13 protein-coding genes are annotated in these 16,726 nt (G+C 53.0%); 1 reads left to right on the plus strand and 12 read right to left on the minus strand.

The window, feature by feature from the left end; translation table 11 throughout:
- The first annotated feature begins 848 nt into the window (after positions 1–848).
- The gene (locus ACMTNU_RS10305; protein ID WP_413935157.1) at positions 849–2,423 is read left to right on the plus strand and encodes a DUF4419 domain-containing protein; all 1,575 of its coding nucleotides are present in this window, start codon (positions 849–851) and stop codon (positions 2,421–2,423) included.
- Positions 2,424–2,984: 561 nt separating this feature from the next.
- Here the strand turns inward: ACMTNU_RS10305 and ACMTNU_RS10310 are convergent.
- The 12 genes from ACMTNU_RS10310 to ACMTNU_RS10365 all read right to left on the minus strand — a co-directional run bounded on the left by ACMTNU_RS10310 (position 2,985) and on the right by ACMTNU_RS10365 (position 16,698).
- Positions 2,985–6,425 (minus strand): hypothetical protein, encoded by a 3,441-nt coding sequence (locus ACMTNU_RS10310; RefSeq protein WP_413935158.1) that lies wholly within the window; start codon positions 6,423–6,425, stop codon positions 2,985–2,987.
- Positions 6,426–6,523: 98 nt separating this feature from the next.
- A complete protein-coding gene (locus ACMTNU_RS10315) occupies positions 6,524–7,090 on the minus strand; it encodes a hypothetical protein (protein WP_413935159.1) in 567 nt (188 codons plus the stop codon).
- Between the two features lie 27 nt (positions 7,091–7,117).
- Positions 7,118–8,113 carry a fascin domain-containing protein gene (locus tag ACMTNU_RS10320; RefSeq protein WP_413935160.1) on the minus strand — a complete coding sequence of 332 codons (996 nt, stop codon included), beginning with the start codon at positions 8,111–8,113 and terminating at the stop codon, positions 7,118–7,120.
- A gap of 121 nt (positions 8,114–8,234) precedes the next feature.
- A complete protein-coding gene (locus ACMTNU_RS10325; protein ID WP_413935161.1) occupies positions 8,235–8,663 on the minus strand; it encodes a hypothetical protein in 429 nt (142 codons plus the stop codon).
- Between the two features lie 234 nt (positions 8,664–8,897).
- Positions 8,898–12,062 carry a BTAD domain-containing putative transcriptional regulator gene (locus tag ACMTNU_RS10330; protein ID WP_413935162.1) on the minus strand — a complete coding sequence of 1,055 codons (3,165 nt, stop codon included), beginning with the start codon at positions 12,060–12,062 and terminating at the stop codon, positions 8,898–8,900.
- A 309-nt stretch (positions 12,063–12,371) separates the two neighbouring features.
- Positions 12,372–12,884: a spore coat U domain-containing protein gene (locus tag ACMTNU_RS10335; protein WP_413935163.1), complete on the minus strand. Its 513-nt coding sequence runs from the start codon at positions 12,882–12,884 to the stop codon at positions 12,372–12,374.
- Positions 12,885–13,105: 221 nt separating this feature from the next.
- Positions 13,106–13,621 (minus strand): spore coat U domain-containing protein, encoded by a 516-nt coding sequence (locus ACMTNU_RS10340; protein WP_413935164.1) that lies wholly within the window; start codon positions 13,619–13,621, stop codon positions 13,106–13,108.
- Positions 13,622–13,669: 48 nt separating this feature from the next.
- A complete protein-coding gene (locus ACMTNU_RS10345) occupies positions 13,670–14,449 on the minus strand; it encodes a molecular chaperone (protein WP_413935165.1) in 780 nt (259 codons plus the stop codon).
- A 27-nt stretch (positions 14,450–14,476) separates the two neighbouring features.
- Positions 14,477–14,995 carry a spore coat U domain-containing protein gene (locus ACMTNU_RS10350; RefSeq protein ID WP_413935166.1) on the minus strand — a complete coding sequence of 173 codons (519 nt, stop codon included), beginning with the start codon at positions 14,993–14,995 and terminating at the stop codon, positions 14,477–14,479.
- Positions 14,996–15,099: 104 nt separating this feature from the next.
- On the minus strand, positions 15,100–15,603 hold the full coding sequence (locus ACMTNU_RS10355) for a spore coat U domain-containing protein (protein WP_413935167.1): 504 nt from the start codon (positions 15,601–15,603) through the stop codon (positions 15,100–15,102).
- A 48-nt stretch (positions 15,604–15,651) separates the two neighbouring features.
- Entirely contained in the window at positions 15,652–16,116 is a 465-nt protein-coding gene (locus ACMTNU_RS10360) for a spore coat U domain-containing protein (RefSeq protein WP_413935168.1), read from the minus strand.
- A gap of 30 nt (positions 16,117–16,146) precedes the next feature.
- Positions 16,147–16,698, minus strand: coding sequence for a spore coat U domain-containing protein (locus ACMTNU_RS10365; protein ID WP_413935169.1), 552 nt, complete (start codon positions 16,696–16,698; stop codon positions 16,147–16,149).
- Positions 16,699–16,726 lie beyond the last annotated feature (28 nt).

Here is a 16,726-nt window from a genome sequence, read left to right on the forward strand (position 1 = left end):
GACGTTATCTATCAGGTCATGCAATCCTGCGCTATCGCAATGCCTTATCTTCGGAATCTGGAACCATTGACAGATAGATATGCCGGAATGTCTGGAATTCTCAGATTGAAACATGCACCAGAGAAGAAAGGAACACGCCGAGGCCTAAACCGCTATCTTCATGGCACCAGAAGACGGGATCACAAAGCGGGTCACATGCACCATTGAAAGGTTCGTTTCTTATGGCTCTCTTGAGTCTTGATCGAATACCACCCCGCTATCAGGATAGACCGAACGATCGTGCATTATGTGATAGACAACCACATCACCTTCCTTTTTGACCTGCTCACGCATTCCCGAAATGGGACCCAGACCCATGACCCGTCGCGGGTATGCCGATTGTGCCGGAGGGTAGGTGATAAGGTTGAGTGGTCAAATGGTTTACCTATGCGCATGGCTTACATCGTCGCGAGGTATCCGATTTGGTGTGCCCGTACGCGTGCCCTCCCCTTGCCAAGGTCTGCCTACTCCATGCAACCCAATGCAACATACCGAATCGCCTAGACAGTAGGCTGATTGCTATTTGGTGGCGTTTCTGGTGGTATCGGATTGTCTGGCGGAGCTAGTGGAGATGGTCTTTCCAAACGGCACAAGAATACCCCTTTCCTTAACCTAAATCACTAGGGCTAACGGAGGTCTCCAATGGATAGACTCCATCAAGAACTGTACGACTGGGACGACAAGCGCATCGCCCTACCGAATTCTGCACCCTCTTAAAGGTCAAATTGCCAGGCGCTATTCTGTCAGGTATCCTTAATGTCACCCCTACCCGAACGCAAACTGTCATTTTCTCCACTTGGAGGTGTGCCATGAGAAGTTCCTCTGCGCCACTTAATGATCTCGCTCCCATTGTGCATCGCTCCGAAACGGAGATCTGCTTTCAGGTCGATCCGGTCACACCTTGTCAGGAACGGCTCCCGCTGACCAATGCCCGGAAGCTGTTTGAGGACAAGATGAGACGCCCCCTGGAGGCCTTTACGCCTGAAGCTTCCGCTGATGTCGTGGCGGCAGAAGGAGCGACAGACCATAGCCTGGTCTCCACCGTCTATTTAGCGTTTAGCGAGCATCGTCCGCTGGTGCTCACACCAGACATTGTTTGGCTCACCCTGGCGCAAGGGTTCGCGCAGCACATCAACAATCACGCAGAAGCACTTCGATCGACGATCGTCTCGCACAAGGGGAAAGTCACCCTCAAAGCCATGGCCTTTGAGCTCAGCACCTCACAGGATTGGGCAGATGTCATCCAGCAATGGAGCGACAAGATTCAAACGCAGATCCCATCCGATCTTTCTCAACTCATGATCTGTGACTTCAGCACCACCACGCCGATCACTCGGACGGTCAGCCAGGTGGTGATGATGGATGCATTTCAGCAGTATTTCGACTATGAATTGCTGTTTATTTGCGGGATTCCCACGATCACAGTAAAGGGATCCGTCCAGGATTGGATGAGGATTCGCGAACGCCTCGACGTCATGGCGAGCTTCCACCTCGACTGGTGGACAGATCGACTCAAGCCGATTTGTGACGGCTTCATCGCCACCGTCCAAGGAGTCCCCTCACAAACCTTCTGGAAGCATATTTTCAGCCCACAAGAGGTGTACGGAGGCAAGGTGATCACGGGCTGGTTGGCAGACCTCTTTCCCTACATTAAGGATTCCGTCACCCAAGCTCCGACGGTGAGAAACCCGATCCTGGCGATCCCAAGAACACAACTGACGACCGAGGGTGGGCTTTCACCCAAGCGCCTCCCAGTAGGCCTGTCGCGAGCCCCGTTCACCATTCGATCATCTACGGAGCCGAGAGCGATGGAGTTAGTCGCCGGTTTCATGGGCGTGAAACAGGACGCAGCCAACGGGGATCTGGAACCCCTGGTTGGATGGGCCGTGCTGGAGGCTGATGAGATGTCGCAGCTGTTGACCAAATTGGCATCCACGGCCTCAGCAGATGTGAGTGCAACAGGTTGTACATTCCCGAAGTTGGAACAGGTCGTCGACTCAATCTGGGGTGGAATACCAAAGGAATTCATTCAACTCATGGAGCGCTTTCCACAGGGCGCGGCGTTCTTCCATCAAACGTCACATCCCTGGTCTCTCAAGCCCATCCGTGACCTGACCATGCGGCAAGTGTCACTTCCTGAGTTGGAGATCTCAGAGGCAGCGGTCCATTTCATGGATTTACCCGATGGACGCGCGGTGGGCTATCTCTACGCGCGAAATAAACCCCAACACTGGTGGCTCATTGTGGGAAAACCAGACGGACAAGAGTTTCAGTTTGGCACTGTCACCGTCATTGCGATCGGCTGGATGGAATTTCTCACACGGCTTGTCAAAGAAGAAGGGCATTACTACTTCGACGATTCCAGCTTTCACCCAGTGTTATAAACGATACAGGCTTTTCCCATTGCCAATCACGATCGTCGACACGAAGATTGTGGGAGAGCTTCCAGAGATACAGTAAGACACGGTAGAGCTGGCAAAATAAAAGCAATGGGAGAGAAGCGACAGGGGCATGTCATGGTCAACAACCGCAGCGAAGGGAATACGCCCTTGACGATTCAAGCCTTGCGAAATGCATTGCAGGCCGAGGAGATGTAGTCGATATCTGTTGCATCTGTGGCGTGTTCTCAAAAGCTAAATTGAGACGCAACTGATACAAGAGCTTCACAAACCCGTTGAGTTTCGGTAGATTGTAACGGAGATGCGTATCTCTGAACTCCGATGAGCACGGTGATATCATCATCAAGGCATCAGTGGAACCGAACATTAATCATGCCATTAGCAAACCCACCTGAAAAACAACAAATGAAATGTGCCGCAAGGGCACGCAATTTCCTTCAGACCCAAACCGGCATCATAACCCATGACTAAAAGCCAAGTTCAGTGCTTGGCATCCGTAATTGCAGGATATAGTCACGTTACTGTCTGGCTTGTGATGATCCTGTATTAGGAGAGTCTTTGCCTTCCACGAGGAGCACGATGCTCGCTAGGGACGCCTGGTCTTCCAGGATCGCAATGATGAACTCTCTCCATTAAATAGTGAATATTAAGCCCAACAAAGACGATACACATAACTACGATTACAACCGTAGAGCCAGCATGGGGTTCTGTAAATACTTTAGTAAAAGGATCTATCGATCCTTGCAAATGCCCTACGCCACGCACGTGCAGCCCAATCAGACCAAGCTCAGCTCCGAGCTCTACACCTCTCCACCCTAGGTTGGGAGGATGATGAATATATTCCACCAAGGCCGAGGCCGCTGCCTCATACACTGCTGCTGTACCAATGCCCATGCATCGAATAGCTTGAGCAGCTGATTTCACATTCCTTTCGCACCCAAAAAATGCCGCGAATAAGAGTACACCCAAGGCCTTCAAGATATCCGTAAAACCCTCAAGAATTCCTGATAAGCAGTCACTCCCACCTCCACGTCCAGTTTCATCCACTGCAAACACTGTCCCCGATGTGGGGTCTACTATCCACATAGCCACGCTTCCCCCATCCGTCGGCACCAATCGATGGTAATAACTATATTGGTTCGATACTCGACTCAAGCTAACTGCCTGCTCAGGACTGTATCCCTTTATGATGAAATCCGGAAGGGACTCCGTCGCTTTCAAGAATTGCAGGGGCCGACCTTGGAGCTCTTTAAAGGCTGCGGAGTCATACGCTAGGGCTTCATTGACCGAAAGCCACAGACTTTGCTGAACGACACTCGATATACGGCTAGCATCTCCACCTGCGATGCGCATGCAGTTAAGCTCGGGGGGAATATCCATGCGTGACAGCAACCCCTTTTCTGTTGGTTGCTCCGTCGAGATCAGGATCCGGAGACCTTTGGGCACCACACTGGCATCACGCATTGAGTTGGGCGGGGGTGTCAGTATTTGAGCGAGATCGACCGGATAGCGATACAGGCCAGCGGCAGTTTTCATGAATGCCTGCTCCTCGTCCTTGGTCGACTTTTTATCGAGCAGGGGCTCGAACGATTGGAACGATGTCACCACGTCCTCAAGTACTGCTCCCATCGTCGGCGAGCCTGGTTCGACAGTCACGGTGACCATTCCATTCAATGCATTCCGCGCCTCAGCAATCAGCGCCGCATTATTGGGATCGTCCTTCGTGTCCCCTCGTTCGTTAAATCGAATTCCGCCTAAATGCCGGCGCTCTCTCTGACCGCCGACCGAGACCGTCAAGTACAAACCAGCCACCGAAGCAGGCGGCACACGCGATTCCGATGCAGGGACCTGGTAGGTCACTGACGTACGGATCTGGGAATGATTCGTCAGCGCGATGTGGACGGGTCTCGGATTGGGCCCTTCAAGCTCGGCCTTATAGTGAAAGCGATAGGAGTAAGCCCGTTTCGTGGTGGTAGCCTTGGCGACCGCCTCTCTGAGTGCCGTTTTCAGTTTTGGGTCGGTAACGGCGAATCGTTGTGCACCACTCACAGTCAAGAGATCTGAGAGCACCTCCTCTTTGACCTTTCCGGGAGTGATCGCGAGAATGGGAATCTGGGCTCGCGTCAACCGCAACTTGGCAGCCGCCGCTTGGCCAGCATCCTCAGCGTCATAGTCGCTCACAATAATGACCGCAGCCGGTCCATCATCTAGGGCTCCATTGGTAAATGAAGTCCAGAGGTTACTGAAGCTGAACAGTTCCATGTCCTTAGTCAGCTGCTCAACGGATGGCTGTTTCCAGCCCCAAGGCTGCGAACCGCCCCCGAACCCGACCACTCTAACATCGAGGGGCTGAACCACTGCCGCATCCGTGAGCGTCTGAGCGAGGAGCTTATTGAAAGCCTGACGATTCTCTTTAGATCCAAAGGCCTCATCCATACTCCCGCTCCCATCGTAGAGCACAAGAATACGGGGTCTCTGGTCGATCTGGCGATTAGCCACTAAGATCGGCCGGCAAGGTTGTGTCCCCTCCGTCACGGCAAAGGCGGACATGCCCAGTCCATCGACCGAGGCGCCCTTGGCATCGGTCACGGAGAGCGCCACTTCGATCTCAGGAAACGACGCCGCATTGACCGTGGCCTTGAGCTTGGTGACGCGTTTAGTCTCTGCTTGGGCCTGCGTATCATCAAGCACCAGAAGCCTCTGATTGCCCTTCAATGGTTCTGGAGTGACCTCAGCCAAAATTTCTCCATCGATCGTAAAGAGGGAGCCCGTCGTTAACAAGGACGGCTCCGCGGTCTCTGCAGAAGGCGCAGATGCGGCCGTTGTCGGATGTGGGGTTGGGACCTTCTTTCCAAAGATGACCTTTCGCGCATCAAACTCCCCGCTAGGACGAGGTTGCACACGGATGATGGGGACCCGAACAGGATAGGATGACAACGGAGCCGCCAATAGCGCCTTTGCTCCTTGGGGAGGCCCAAACAACACTTGTACTTGATGGCCAACGACATCTTCCACGGGCCAGGAACTCTTCACGAGCTCCACTACACGGGGGGAACCGCCCCCGAGGCGAGGGTTCAGAAAAGCGGTCACCGAAAATTCAATTTTGGGTCTATCATAATTAGTAAGCAGCGGTAACTTGTTCACATCCCCATTTTCCACAGCCATGGAGGCGAGCGACACCAGCACCTTGGAAGGATCGCCCTCAATGGTGACGACGGGGATCTGAGGCGGGACAGGCAACTCAGCCTTTTCAAGATTGGTCATCTTGCCGGCGATTGCACTGGTGATCGTCTTTGCGGCGTCATTCACGAGCGAAGCCGGATCGACATCCTCAACAGCGGTCACGGTCTTCTTCCCCGTCTCCGCCTGTTCTGGAACGTTCGTTGTCTGTTCGCTTGCTTCCTTCTTTTGAATCGCCTTGACCATGGCGGTGAGTTTGGCCTCATCAATGGAAAACTCGTGTGGACGAGGACGGTAGAGCCGATCTGCGTTCATCCGCGAAGGCATGGGCATTTCCCGGACCGTGGCGGCAATCCCCGCTGCCCCGAGCATAGCTACTAGCAACTCAGCTCGATCCCGCAGTGTTCCGGCCCCTGCCCGTAAGGTGCCGTTCACGCCCCACCTCGAAGCGTAACGTCCATCATCCCTGTCGTAAAACGATGGCAACACAGCGATGTGATCGCGAACAAACTCGGCAATGCGCGTCACATCTTTCGTGGCAACGACCTCCTCGGCCCGTGCCTGAAGATGATCGGAGCTTGATCGAATTAAGTCCCGCAGTTGGGCGAGCGTAGGAGGGTCAACAAGGGACAGATCCGGTTCGGGATTGCTTTTATTGCAACCGAGAAATGATAGGCTCATCGGGGACGTTAGGCAGAGTGCGCCTACCAGTCGAAAGACCTCTCGACGAGAAAGAGTCAGCGTTGTGCTTGATAGAATTGCTTCCGGCTGATCTGGAATATGTTCCGATAGGTGACAGTTCAACATGATTCCATCACTCCATTTGAGTGAACCATAGCAGACATCGTGTCAGTGCGTGACCTCTCAATGACTCGATGAAAAGCACTTGCCGTCGTCCTCAAGTATCATTTCCGATTGAACCTAATGCTCTGAATGATTTTACGCAATGCTTTCTCAATGGTGGGAAATTCCTCTTGAGTCGAATTGAAGCTGATCCTGAGGAGTCGCCCTTGCCGTGACGTCATCAACGCGATGTCATGGAACTTGATATCGGTCCCCTCGCCATCGGATCCATGATATGTGCATTCCAACGATATCCACGGTTGCCCTTGCAAAGTGATGATCTCGCGCTGTTTCCATACGAATCCTGACCCAGTACGCTCAATCTGTGACTCAATGGCGGGTTTGGCTTCTTTTAATTGATCGATCCGTATGGCAGTTTCATATAAATCGTAGCCAATGGTGGTGGTCCGTGCCTCGTTTCCCACCGCATACTTAGGCGGTCGACTGGTCTGATAGAGAAGGGCGATTTCCTCTGCGGTGAGAGGCGAGAATTCCTTCGGCGCATCGAAGGACAGTCCAGCTTCAGCCAGCGACACCGTGGCCGCTGTCGCCACTTCGTAAAGAGCGAGGGAGAGCACTAAACAAATGAGCACCCAAACCTGCATTCTATTTAAACTTAAGCGAATCATGACAATATTCCCTTTGGTTCCCCTAAGTTAAGGTTGCACGCTGACAAACTTGCCTTTGTCATGCGTCTTTAGTGCGACTCTGCCGTCCGGCAAATTCACAAGAAAGAACTTTTCCCAGTTGCCGATGCTGATGCGATTTGCTTGACACACTGAATCGCCACCATTTTCGGCACAGAGGAAATGGCCGCCAATTGTCTGAAAACTCACTGTCCCATCGTTATTGTCGATTAAAGTCCATGTTTCCCACTCTTTAACCCACGGGCGATTTGCATATACACCTTGCCCGCCCCCCTGTTGTGCTGAGAAGCATCCCATATGGGACAGTAGAGCTACCTTGTTACCCTCTCCGAGTTGTCCGAGATGGAAGGTTTCCCATGGGCCGACTTGGTTTCTATCAGCGACGACCGCTCCATGCTCATTCGGGTCTGGCTCTGGCTTCAAGATATCCATGACCACGCCAAAAGTACCCGCTATTGCCCATCCCAAAGGTGTACCCGACTCAATGGCTGCCAAAATGCTTGCAACGGCGCCGATGTTCAAAGCCATAGACAGTGCAGGTATCTTCGTCGATGCAAATATCATAAAATCGATAATGGTACGGCCTTTCACTGCGAGACGTGCTGCATTGATGAGGTCACCGTAAATCTTACCAATCCGAGGAGTTACGATAAGTCCTAGCGTGCCGATAACTCCATTTATATCTACTCCATTGTGCCCACCTAGTTTGTTCATTTCTTTGATGATAGGTATTGCAGCGAGCAATGCCGCGCTGATCGTACCGAACACCGCTGCTGCCGGTGGCACCGCTGCCGCCGCCACGGCAAATGACCCGCCACCAGCCTTCAACACATCTTCCAGTGCTTCAGTCTGTTCGTTGTTTAGGCTGACATACCACACCGGTAAATTATCCACATTCAAAATCCCGTCCCGCTTTGGATCGATGACCACTTTCTCGAGTACCTGCACCTCAATTGTTGTACCGCCCTTACCAGGGAACCCCGCTCCGATTTTGAGATTACCCATAAAGACCTCCATAGGATTGATACGCGGCGAGCGTCGCCAGAATGGCTACCAGCCTCCGACGTCGGTGATGTTCGTGCTCATCTTCAGCCTGCGACGAGCGTTGACACTGGAGCGATATTCATCACGGCACCCTTGTGACGAGTTGATCGCCTGTGCTCTCTATTGTGGAAAACGTCAGATCAATAACCTTCTGCTCGACGGCCCATAGTCGTTCGATAATCGCAGTGGCTCTGGCTCGGACCGCTGCGTCCTTATCCTCCATGGCCTCAAAGACTGGGCCGAGCAGGAGATGAATGTGTTCAGCATCCCAATAATCCAAGGCTAGCAACCTGGTCTCCGGATCAGAAGAGGCGAGATCCTTGAGGACTAACTCCAGCACGCGTGGTACTTTTTGCTCGATCTTGCTGTCGCCGTGGTCCAATTCCGTAGCTTGAGTAATCGATATGTTGGTGGGTGATACTTCCAACCCCTGATCGGCACTGCTTTCCGATGTGGTGTGGCCATAGGCGATAAGGACCAAGAAGACGGCACCCGCCGCTCTCAGGAGCATCCGTCCAGTCAATGGCAGACATCGGGCGAAGACGCTCCATGACCTCATTAGAATAGGAAGTTCCATCCTGTATTTCCCTTCGAGAGCTTCGGAAGCGGTAGAAGAGTACGGTGGGAACTTATGATAGATGGGGTTACAGATCCGTTACCGATGGCACGATTATGGGGCTACAGGAAAACTTTTATGGGGAAGCTGTGGGAAAGACTGCATAATTCGAAGGGTGGCAGAAGTGATTTACCTCTTAATGATGTTGTGATAGAGAGAAACAGTTTCTGGGGTCGGAGGGACACCAAGTTTGGCATGTAATGCGTTGCTAAATCGCTGATAGACACCGATCGCCTCGGATCGACGTCCCAATCGTACATATGTCGTCATCACACGCCGACATATCACTTCAGCTGTCGGTTCTACTTCAAGCGCGCAGAGGTATCGATGAGCAGCTTCCCCGACTTTCCCTTTTCCCTCTAAGAGTGAACCAAGTTGTTCGGTGAGCGTGAGAAACTGTGCTCGTAATTGTTCACGTATCGGCAAGACCCAGACAGCCGTCTCGCCGTGCAAAAAATGTCCTCGATACAGGGCGAGCGTGTGCTCGATGGTCGCGGCGTCTGTACGATCAATGTCCCGAGCCAGGCGTTGAAACGCCATGTGGTCTAGCGACACCAGCGATGGATCAAGCGAGATGTGGCGATCGGCAAGCTGCACGGCGTCCTCATGGCGCAGAAGTTTCCGAAGGCGATGCAGCGTGGTCCGAAAGGCCTGCTCAGCGGCTTCGCCATCGGCCTCGGGCCATAGGGCCTCCTCGATGAGATCCTGATGGAGACCTTGCTCTCCGACGGTACAAAGGTACTTCAAGAGTTCGAGAGGCTTACGTTGAGTTTTTCCTAACATGGTTATCGGAACGTCAGCCATCACCAGCTCGAACCTTCCCAAGGTCGTGATCGTGATGGGGTACGGCCAGCGGGTCAGGGCGGCAGATGGGGCACGCAAGTTTCGACGCTGAATGACGCTCCGCACATACTCGACTTCGATGCCCGCTTCCAAGGCATGCGCCATCAGGTCGGCCATCACCTTGGGCCGCCACCAGTAATCTAAACAAAGGTAATCGTTCTCGCGAGCAATTCTAAGTCCTTTTTGCATCGTCTCATTGGCTTGATCGATGTGTCTTTCCTTTAGTTCAAGGGAGGCTTTCGCCAACAGACAAAGAACTTCGGTGAATACACTACGCATGATCCGCGCATATTCAAGTGCTGCGTCCAGTTGTTCTGTAGCCTTTGCCGTCTCACCTAATTCAATCAGTACCTTAGCCAATCCTATCCGACTCGTTGCCGTCAAGAAGGGCACACATAAGTCAACGGTGTTGGCAACGACTCCTTCAGCATGTTTTCGTGCAGAGCCCAGGTCATTCCCTAGAAAAGCAATGCCGGCTTGATAGAAGCTACACTGCCCCAGCGCAAGTCGTTGGTGAGGCTGAATGGCAGCCAGTATTAAATCTACAGCTTTCTTCGCTTCTAGGTCATTCCCAGCCGCCAAGGCATCGTGGGCTTGCTGCCCCCAAATCATTGGTTTGAAGATGTGAATGCCGGATTGTTCTGCAATGGCCAATGCTTCCTGAATCTTTAGGCCCGCATTCTTTTCGTACCTGGTACACCATACATAGGTAGCCTCCTTGGCTTTCCAGTCGAGTTGCAGGAAAGGTGGGAGGGTAACGGTATCAAGACGCGCATTAAGATACTCCATAATTTGGCGAACTCTTCTGAACTCTCCCATCCAAAGCAGGAGTATTATGAAGGCAATGGCCACACTGAGACACTTCTGCGGATCCTCAATTGATCTCAGGGTTTGCTCTATAGAACTTTCCAGTTTTATCAATAAAGGATGGTGCGGGCAGGCCAACATCAGCCCTTGGAGATTCGCGAGAACAGTTGCCTCAACACTCGACGAAGGGAACCCGCCGTTTTGACAAAGAAGGCCTTCAAGCCGATCACCCCACGCGATTGCGGGCGCCATGTTATCCGCTCCGCAGTAGTAGGACTGGATGATACCGCTGCAGGAAAGGAATAACCCTGGGATGTCTTGATTGTGCTCAAACTGCTGGTAGGCAGACTCCAAATCTTTCCGTGCCGTGACAGGATCAAACACCAATCGACTGATTCCCAACCAATAGAGCAGCCAGGGGCGTTTGTCGCGTTCTGCCTCCTGAATCAACCCGATGTATCGTTGTAGCGTTGAATTCCGTCCTTGAGAGAGCAACTTTTCGGCACTCCCGTAGATCACTCGGCTTAGGTCATCCCAGGAGTTCGTCTCTGCGTAGAGGGTGACTGCAGTATCTAACTGTCCCGTTCGCTCCGCTACCGCTGCTGTGGTACGCCTAAGATCGAGTAGTTCATATTCGCTGTACTGTTGCAGACATTGATTGACGAGGAATTCACGAAAGAGGTCATGATAGTGATAGGTCACTTGTGTTTCGGCGCGACGGTCCACAAAGAGTCCGCGCTGATACAGCTCGCGGAGAACCTGATCCGCGCCAGATTCGCCACTCAGCTCCTCGGCCATAGGACCTGTCATCCACAGAAGTAGAGCTGTGCGCAGCAACACCGTTTTGGTCCGGCTCTCCAGCTGTGCAAAGACCTGTTGGGCGAAGTAGGCAAAGAAACCAGAGTGGGTCTCTGAAACATTCGTAGTTGTCCAGGACTCCCCTGTCTTCCTCCGTTCCAATATCAGGACTGTTCCGGCAACCCAGCCTTTTGTCTGGGTGTGTATCGTGTGGAGAGCGGTCTGGTCGAGGCCAGGCACCGAGGCAGCGATCGTCCGAGTCTCTTCAAGGGTTAACTGCAGATCGTCCCAACGAATATGCCCGACGGGAACCTGGGTCAGACCTTGTGCCCAATGGGCAGGTGCATCTTCGCGACTGATGACGATGAGCGTTGCACCAACTGGAAACTCGGTCAGCGCGATGGGCAGTATCGCATGGAGCGCTGCATTGGCTGGGAGCTCTTGAAAGTTGTCCAGAACTACCGTGGCAGGGAGTGGCACCTTGGCCCACAGCTCCCGCAGGAATCGCCTCGTAAACCCCGGTACATCCGCCATGAATTCAGGCGTCAACGCGGGCAACCTCAGTCGCTTCCTTCCCGCCGCACCTTGAGCAACCTGTGCGAGGTAATGGAAAAAAGTGGCGAGGTCCGCGTCACCTGGATCGACGTGATACCACAGCGTCCGGGTCTTGTGTTCGGCGAGATAGCTTGCAATGAGGGAGGTCTTCCCGGCTCCTGGAGGTCCCGCAACCCAGATCAACTTATGATGGCGATGATGCTTATTGAGTAAAGTAAAGAGCCGCTCACGTCGTGTAATGGCATACAGTCGTGGTGGTGTGAGCTTGGCTAATGTGGTCCGATGTGGCATGTTGGGTAGCGTGCTCTTTCCTAAACCTGCGACTTCGATATCCTCTGGGCAAAGCTACGTCTGTGGTTTGCTGAGACCTTGATTCAAATCACGACAAATCTCTCCAACAATGTACGGAAATTCACAGATGAGCGTGGGTCAGAGTGTATGGCAAACGAGAATCGCTGCGCAAGCAGGACGATAAAGATAGCTGCAAGCAGGGTACGTCTAAGACAACTCAACGCACTGTTGACATGCTGGGACCTTGTGCCTCGTGGCTAATAGGGACGGCACGCAAGAGGCGTTCCTTACCGGAAGGGTAGTAGAAACTTAAAAGTGGATGGTGACCAAGGTCACATCACCGTAGCTACCGGATGGCAGATGCACTGAGGAGGCTGGGATCGCGCCGTAGACCGTGATGGGTTGCGGTTGGTTGGTACCAATTCCACGGACACCTGAACCGGTGGGGTAACTATTCGCGTAGCCGCGATCCCCCCATTCGATACTGAGTCCAGCATCTTGATACAGTCGGTACGACAGTTTGTGATGTGGGTTTGGTCCGGCCAGCTGACGCGCCTGAGTCGACGGATCGAAGTGCCCACCTGCGTTAAGCACCACGTGATACTCGATCCCTTTTGCGCATGTCACGTTGATGGCTCCCTTGCCAGTGACCGCCTGAGAGGACCAGGTGCCGAACTCAATGCCATGGGCCGACACAGCGCACTGCGGCAACACCGTTACATGCACCGGCAAGGTCGTGGTCACACTCCCGGCATATCCAACATCGATGATGATTCCCCATCCCACAACCACACCGACCGCAAGAGATAACCATAGGCGCATGGAGAGGCCCTCCCTCTCCCGCTCTATCGGCTGTCTCTTGGGAAGACTGAAGTACGACGATAGTAGGAAGTCACTCTTCGACTAACGGAACAGGCCTGCAAGGGGGTGATAGATTCCCCCGCGCAATCTGCGCAGGGCAATCTATCTCAATCGCGTAGGAGGCACCTCTGGCCGATTGTCATTGACACCACTCTCAAGACAGCAGAAATACCAGATGGACGCTAGAAGATCACTGTCACTACTATGGTGTCGGTATACGTGCCGGGTACATTAGCCGTACTCGACAGGGTTTTTCCAAAGACAGTCAAAGGCTGTCCTGAACTGTTTCCTGTTCCCACGACGGCGGTGCCGTTTGGATACGTACTCGCAAATCCAGAATCTCCCCAGACCTGGGTATTTGCAGCATCCTTGTACAAATCATAAGCGACGGAACCTCCCGCGTTGCTAGCTAAAAATCGGTGAGTGTTTCCCGCATGCAGGCCGCCGTCTAATGTCACCGTATAGGGAGTTCCAGAAGAGCAGGTGACAGTAATGGTACCCGTACCAGTAACATCGGCGGCAGAGGGGACGTTGCCAAAGTTGATAGATGTTGCTTGGACTTCGCACGCCCCTGCTGTAATGGTCAATGACACGGGCAACGTCGTTGTGACAGTCGCCGCAAGAGCATTCGTTAGTGGGACGATACCAACCACGAGCGCAAAACCAATTAAGGCTATTTGCAACATTCTGCTTTTCATCTCTACGCTCCTTTCAATTCAAACGCGACCGCAATCATTGTGACTCTGTCATCGGCCGTTCGACGCATTCATCTGGCACGGTAGTCCCTGATTTGGGCCTGAAAGTGAGACAGGCACTTGATCAATGTCTTGGTTAGCAAATCTCACAACAACACGAAACTGTTTCGCCTCCCTGCATGGTTCTTTCTGAAGAGGCACGGAAAACAGGCGATGCGTGCCCGGCAGCACATACCAACCGGACGCCTCCCGATGAAACACTTCCCGATCCGAATCATCGGCGCCAACCACCTCGATTGTCTTCACGTACACATGACGATTACCAACATTTGCAACTTGAACATCAAGAGTCTCGTCGACCATTGTCGCCCGCTCAATTTCAATTACTGGTTTCCCTTTCTTCGGCACGACGAACACGGGCACTCCGAGTCGCATAGCCATCTGCAATGTGGCTTCTCCAGGCTTTTGAACGGGCAATTCGGTTATGTACAGACGGTACGTCCGTTCGTGAGCTGCCGCCGGAGGGCCTTGATACCCTAATTTAACCTGCTTCTCCCCTCCAGCCTTTACGGTCACAATACCGGGGAAAATGAAGAGCGATTTCGTAGGTTCATACTGGTCCTTGCCGGTCGCGTCTTGCGCCCACTCCACCGCTTCGAACTGCAGTGTGACATCGCTCTCACTGTCGTTGCGTAGTGTGAGGGTTTGCACTTTCTGATCATTTTCAAAATACACTTTGATAGGAACAACCTTAAAATTTCCCGCCTCGGCGTGCGATGACGCCCAACCTGCTACTATGATGAGCACAACGACGAGCCAGCGCATTCGCATATCCTCTTCCTACTCTAAAGCTGGTGCTTAAAAGATCAGGGATACCACCACGGTATCTGAGTAGACGAATGCCCCCACCGCTTCTCCGGCGGGAATTTTTCCGTACACGGTCAATATTTGCGCGGCTCCCGATCCGACACCCGACACAGCCGTTCCCGCTTGATAGGTGCCTGCAAATCCCGCATCGCCCCACTCTTGAGTCAGGCCGGAATCCTTATAAAGCGAATACCGGATGGCGGCTAATATGTTGCCCCGGCCGTCCAAGGCCTCCATTGCTCGGCTCTGTCCTGGTCCGGCACCGACTCCGCGATCGAGCGTGACGTTGTAGGCTACATCGAAGTTGCACGTGACGGTGATCGATCCAGAGGAAGTCACTGTCGCACCGGAATAGGAACCAAAAGCGACACCCGTCGCACTGACCGAACAAGCCGATGCGCCGGTCACCGTTACAGGCATGGTCGTCGTAATGGTTGATGCGAAGAGTGTCGGTGCGATCCCAAGGAGGGTGAGCGTGAATCCAACTATGAATGTTGTCCATCGATTCATCCTAAACCTCCTCTATGGCAACTTGCTGACAGAAACTGCGCATCCCCGGACGCAAAGCTTATCCATACAATGGCCAGTCTCTCGCTGCAGCCGTTTTCACAGTCTTAAAAATTAACGGTGACAAGTACGGTGTCTGTATATGTCCCCCCAGGAACAACCTGATTCGCATACAGGTGTCCAAAGACGGTGTGCTGCTGCGAGGCACCGGTTCCAGTCCCCGCCTTCGGTGTTCCATTGGGCATTGTGCCTTGAAAACCTGAATCGCCCCACACCGTCTGGAACCCATTCTGTTGATACAATTGATACTCCAAAAAGGTTGCACCAGACGCCATGCGCCGGTGACCAGTCCCTGAATTAAAATTGTTGCCGCCATTCAATGTGATCTGGTACGGCAAATTACTCGCACAGGTGATATCAATGGTACTGGTGGAATCAACACCGACGCCGGAATAGGCTGGGAATGCAAAGCCGGTCGCAGCCACGGTACAGGCCTCACTAACGCTCACTGTGACAGGAAAGCTCGTCGATACCGAGCCTGCATGAACAAGTTGCTGAGATGCGAGCGACAGGGTCGTTAAAGCTAGTAAGAGACCCATTACTTTCTTCATGAGTAACCTCCTTAGGATATATTGTTGTTGCGGATTCAGTGATCTCATTTACCAATCAACAATTACCGTAATCATGTCGTGATAGCTGCCGGCTCCGGCCCGCTGTCCACCGGGCACCACAGCATAAATCTGCAAATCGCTGTTCCCGCTTGGCACTTGTTGGACGAAGGTGTTGGCCGCACCGTCGCCCCAAATCCGAATGCCCATTGGATCGAGATAGAGGTTGTATCGTACGTGGTCGGGACGGTCGGCCGAAGCAAGTATCCGCGTTGCGAAGCCACCCTGTGAATGCATCCCGGCACTGAGACGAACCACGGCTGGGCTGGGACAATTCAAACGGAGGGTTCCCATTCCGGTCGTCGGTTGATTGGTGATGGCATCGTATTGCCCAAAGGCCACACCGGTGGCGGTGGTTTGGCAACTCACCGCTTCTTGGCTGAGCACCAGGGGCCATACGATCACCGCGCAGATACTCGGCAGCACATAGAGTCGGATGATTGAACCTGTCGCCATGTTTCATACCGTGATTTTCTGTCAGCACGTCTAAAATAGAAGAGTCACCGTGATCGTATCTGTGCCGCTGGCATTCGTCGGAGCGCTAATTAATTGTCCCCCAGGCACCAAACCGAATACGGTCAATGTCTGGTTTGCACCGATGCCGGTGCCGGATTGACTGCTCCCGTTTGGGTACGTATTAGCCAGATCACTGTCCCCCCAAATCGTCGTTCTTGCGGCATCCTTATACAATTCATAGCCGAGCTGTTCGTTGTTGGAGAATGTCATCGCACGATTGACTACTGGACCGTTTGGACCTATGACGCCATTTTGGATTGCCGTACCAGAATTCAAGCTCACCTTATACGGGAGACTCGATGGGCAGGTCACTGAGATCGTTCCTGTTGCCGTCAATGCCGGTGCACTAGGACCGGCTGCATAGTTACCGAAATTGATTCCTGTTGCCGATAGCGAACAACCTCCCGATATTTGCACAGAAATCGGCATGGTGGTCGTGAGCGTGCCAGCTTCTGTGTGAACTGTGAATGCCAGGAACAGGAAGAACATGGCCGCAGCGGTAAAAGAGAAATGGTTCTTCATTACACACCTCCAGATTTGTACAGGTTTC

This window comes from Nitrospira sp. BLG_1, assembly GCF_047338595.1.
Taxonomy (GTDB): domain Bacteria; phylum Nitrospirota; class Nitrospiria; order Nitrospirales; family Nitrospiraceae; genus Nitrospira_D.

Excerpts from the sequence above, each read along its gene's own strand:
- ACMTNU_RS10305 (WP_413935157.1), top strand. The coding sequence starts at position 849 with ATGAGAAGTTCCTCTGCGCCACTTAATGATCTCGCTCCCATTGTGCAT.
- ACMTNU_RS10310 (WP_413935158.1), bottom strand. The coding sequence starts at position 6,425 with ATGTTGAACTGTCACCTATCGGAACATATTCCAGATCAGCCGGAAGCA.
- ACMTNU_RS10315 (WP_413935159.1), bottom strand. The coding sequence starts at position 7,090 with ATGATTCGCTTAAGTTTAAATAGAATGCAGGTTTGGGTGCTCATTTGT.
- ACMTNU_RS10320 (WP_413935160.1), bottom strand. The coding sequence starts at position 8,113 with ATGGGTAATCTCAAAATCGGAGCGGGGTTCCCTGGTAAGGGCGGTACA.
- ACMTNU_RS10325 (WP_413935161.1), bottom strand. The coding sequence starts at position 8,663 with ATGCTCCTGAGAGCGGCGGGTGCCGTCTTCTTGGTCCTTATCGCCTAT.
- ACMTNU_RS10330 (WP_413935162.1), bottom strand. The coding sequence starts at position 12,062 with ATGCCACATCGGACCACATTAGCCAAGCTCACACCACCACGACTGTAT.
- ACMTNU_RS10335 (WP_413935163.1), bottom strand. The coding sequence starts at position 12,884 with ATGCGCCTATGGTTATCTCTTGCGGTCGGTGTGGTTGTGGGATGGGGA.
- ACMTNU_RS10340 (WP_413935164.1), bottom strand. The coding sequence starts at position 13,621 with ATGAAAAGCAGAATGTTGCAAATAGCCTTAATTGGTTTTGCGCTCGTG.
- ACMTNU_RS10345 (WP_413935165.1), bottom strand. The coding sequence starts at position 14,449 with ATGCGAATGCGCTGGCTCGTCGTTGTGCTCATCATAGTAGCAGGTTGG.
- ACMTNU_RS10350 (WP_413935166.1), bottom strand. The coding sequence starts at position 14,995 with ATGAATCGATGGACAACATTCATAGTTGGATTCACGCTCACCCTCCTT.
- ACMTNU_RS10355 (WP_413935167.1), bottom strand. The coding sequence starts at position 15,603 with ATGAAGAAAGTAATGGGTCTCTTACTAGCTTTAACGACCCTGTCGCTC.
- ACMTNU_RS10360 (WP_413935168.1), bottom strand. The coding sequence starts at position 16,116 with ATGGCGACAGGTTCAATCATCCGACTCTATGTGCTGCCGAGTATCTGC.
- ACMTNU_RS10365 (WP_413935169.1), bottom strand. The coding sequence starts at position 16,698 with ATGAAGAACCATTTCTCTTTTACCGCTGCGGCCATGTTCTTCCTGTTC.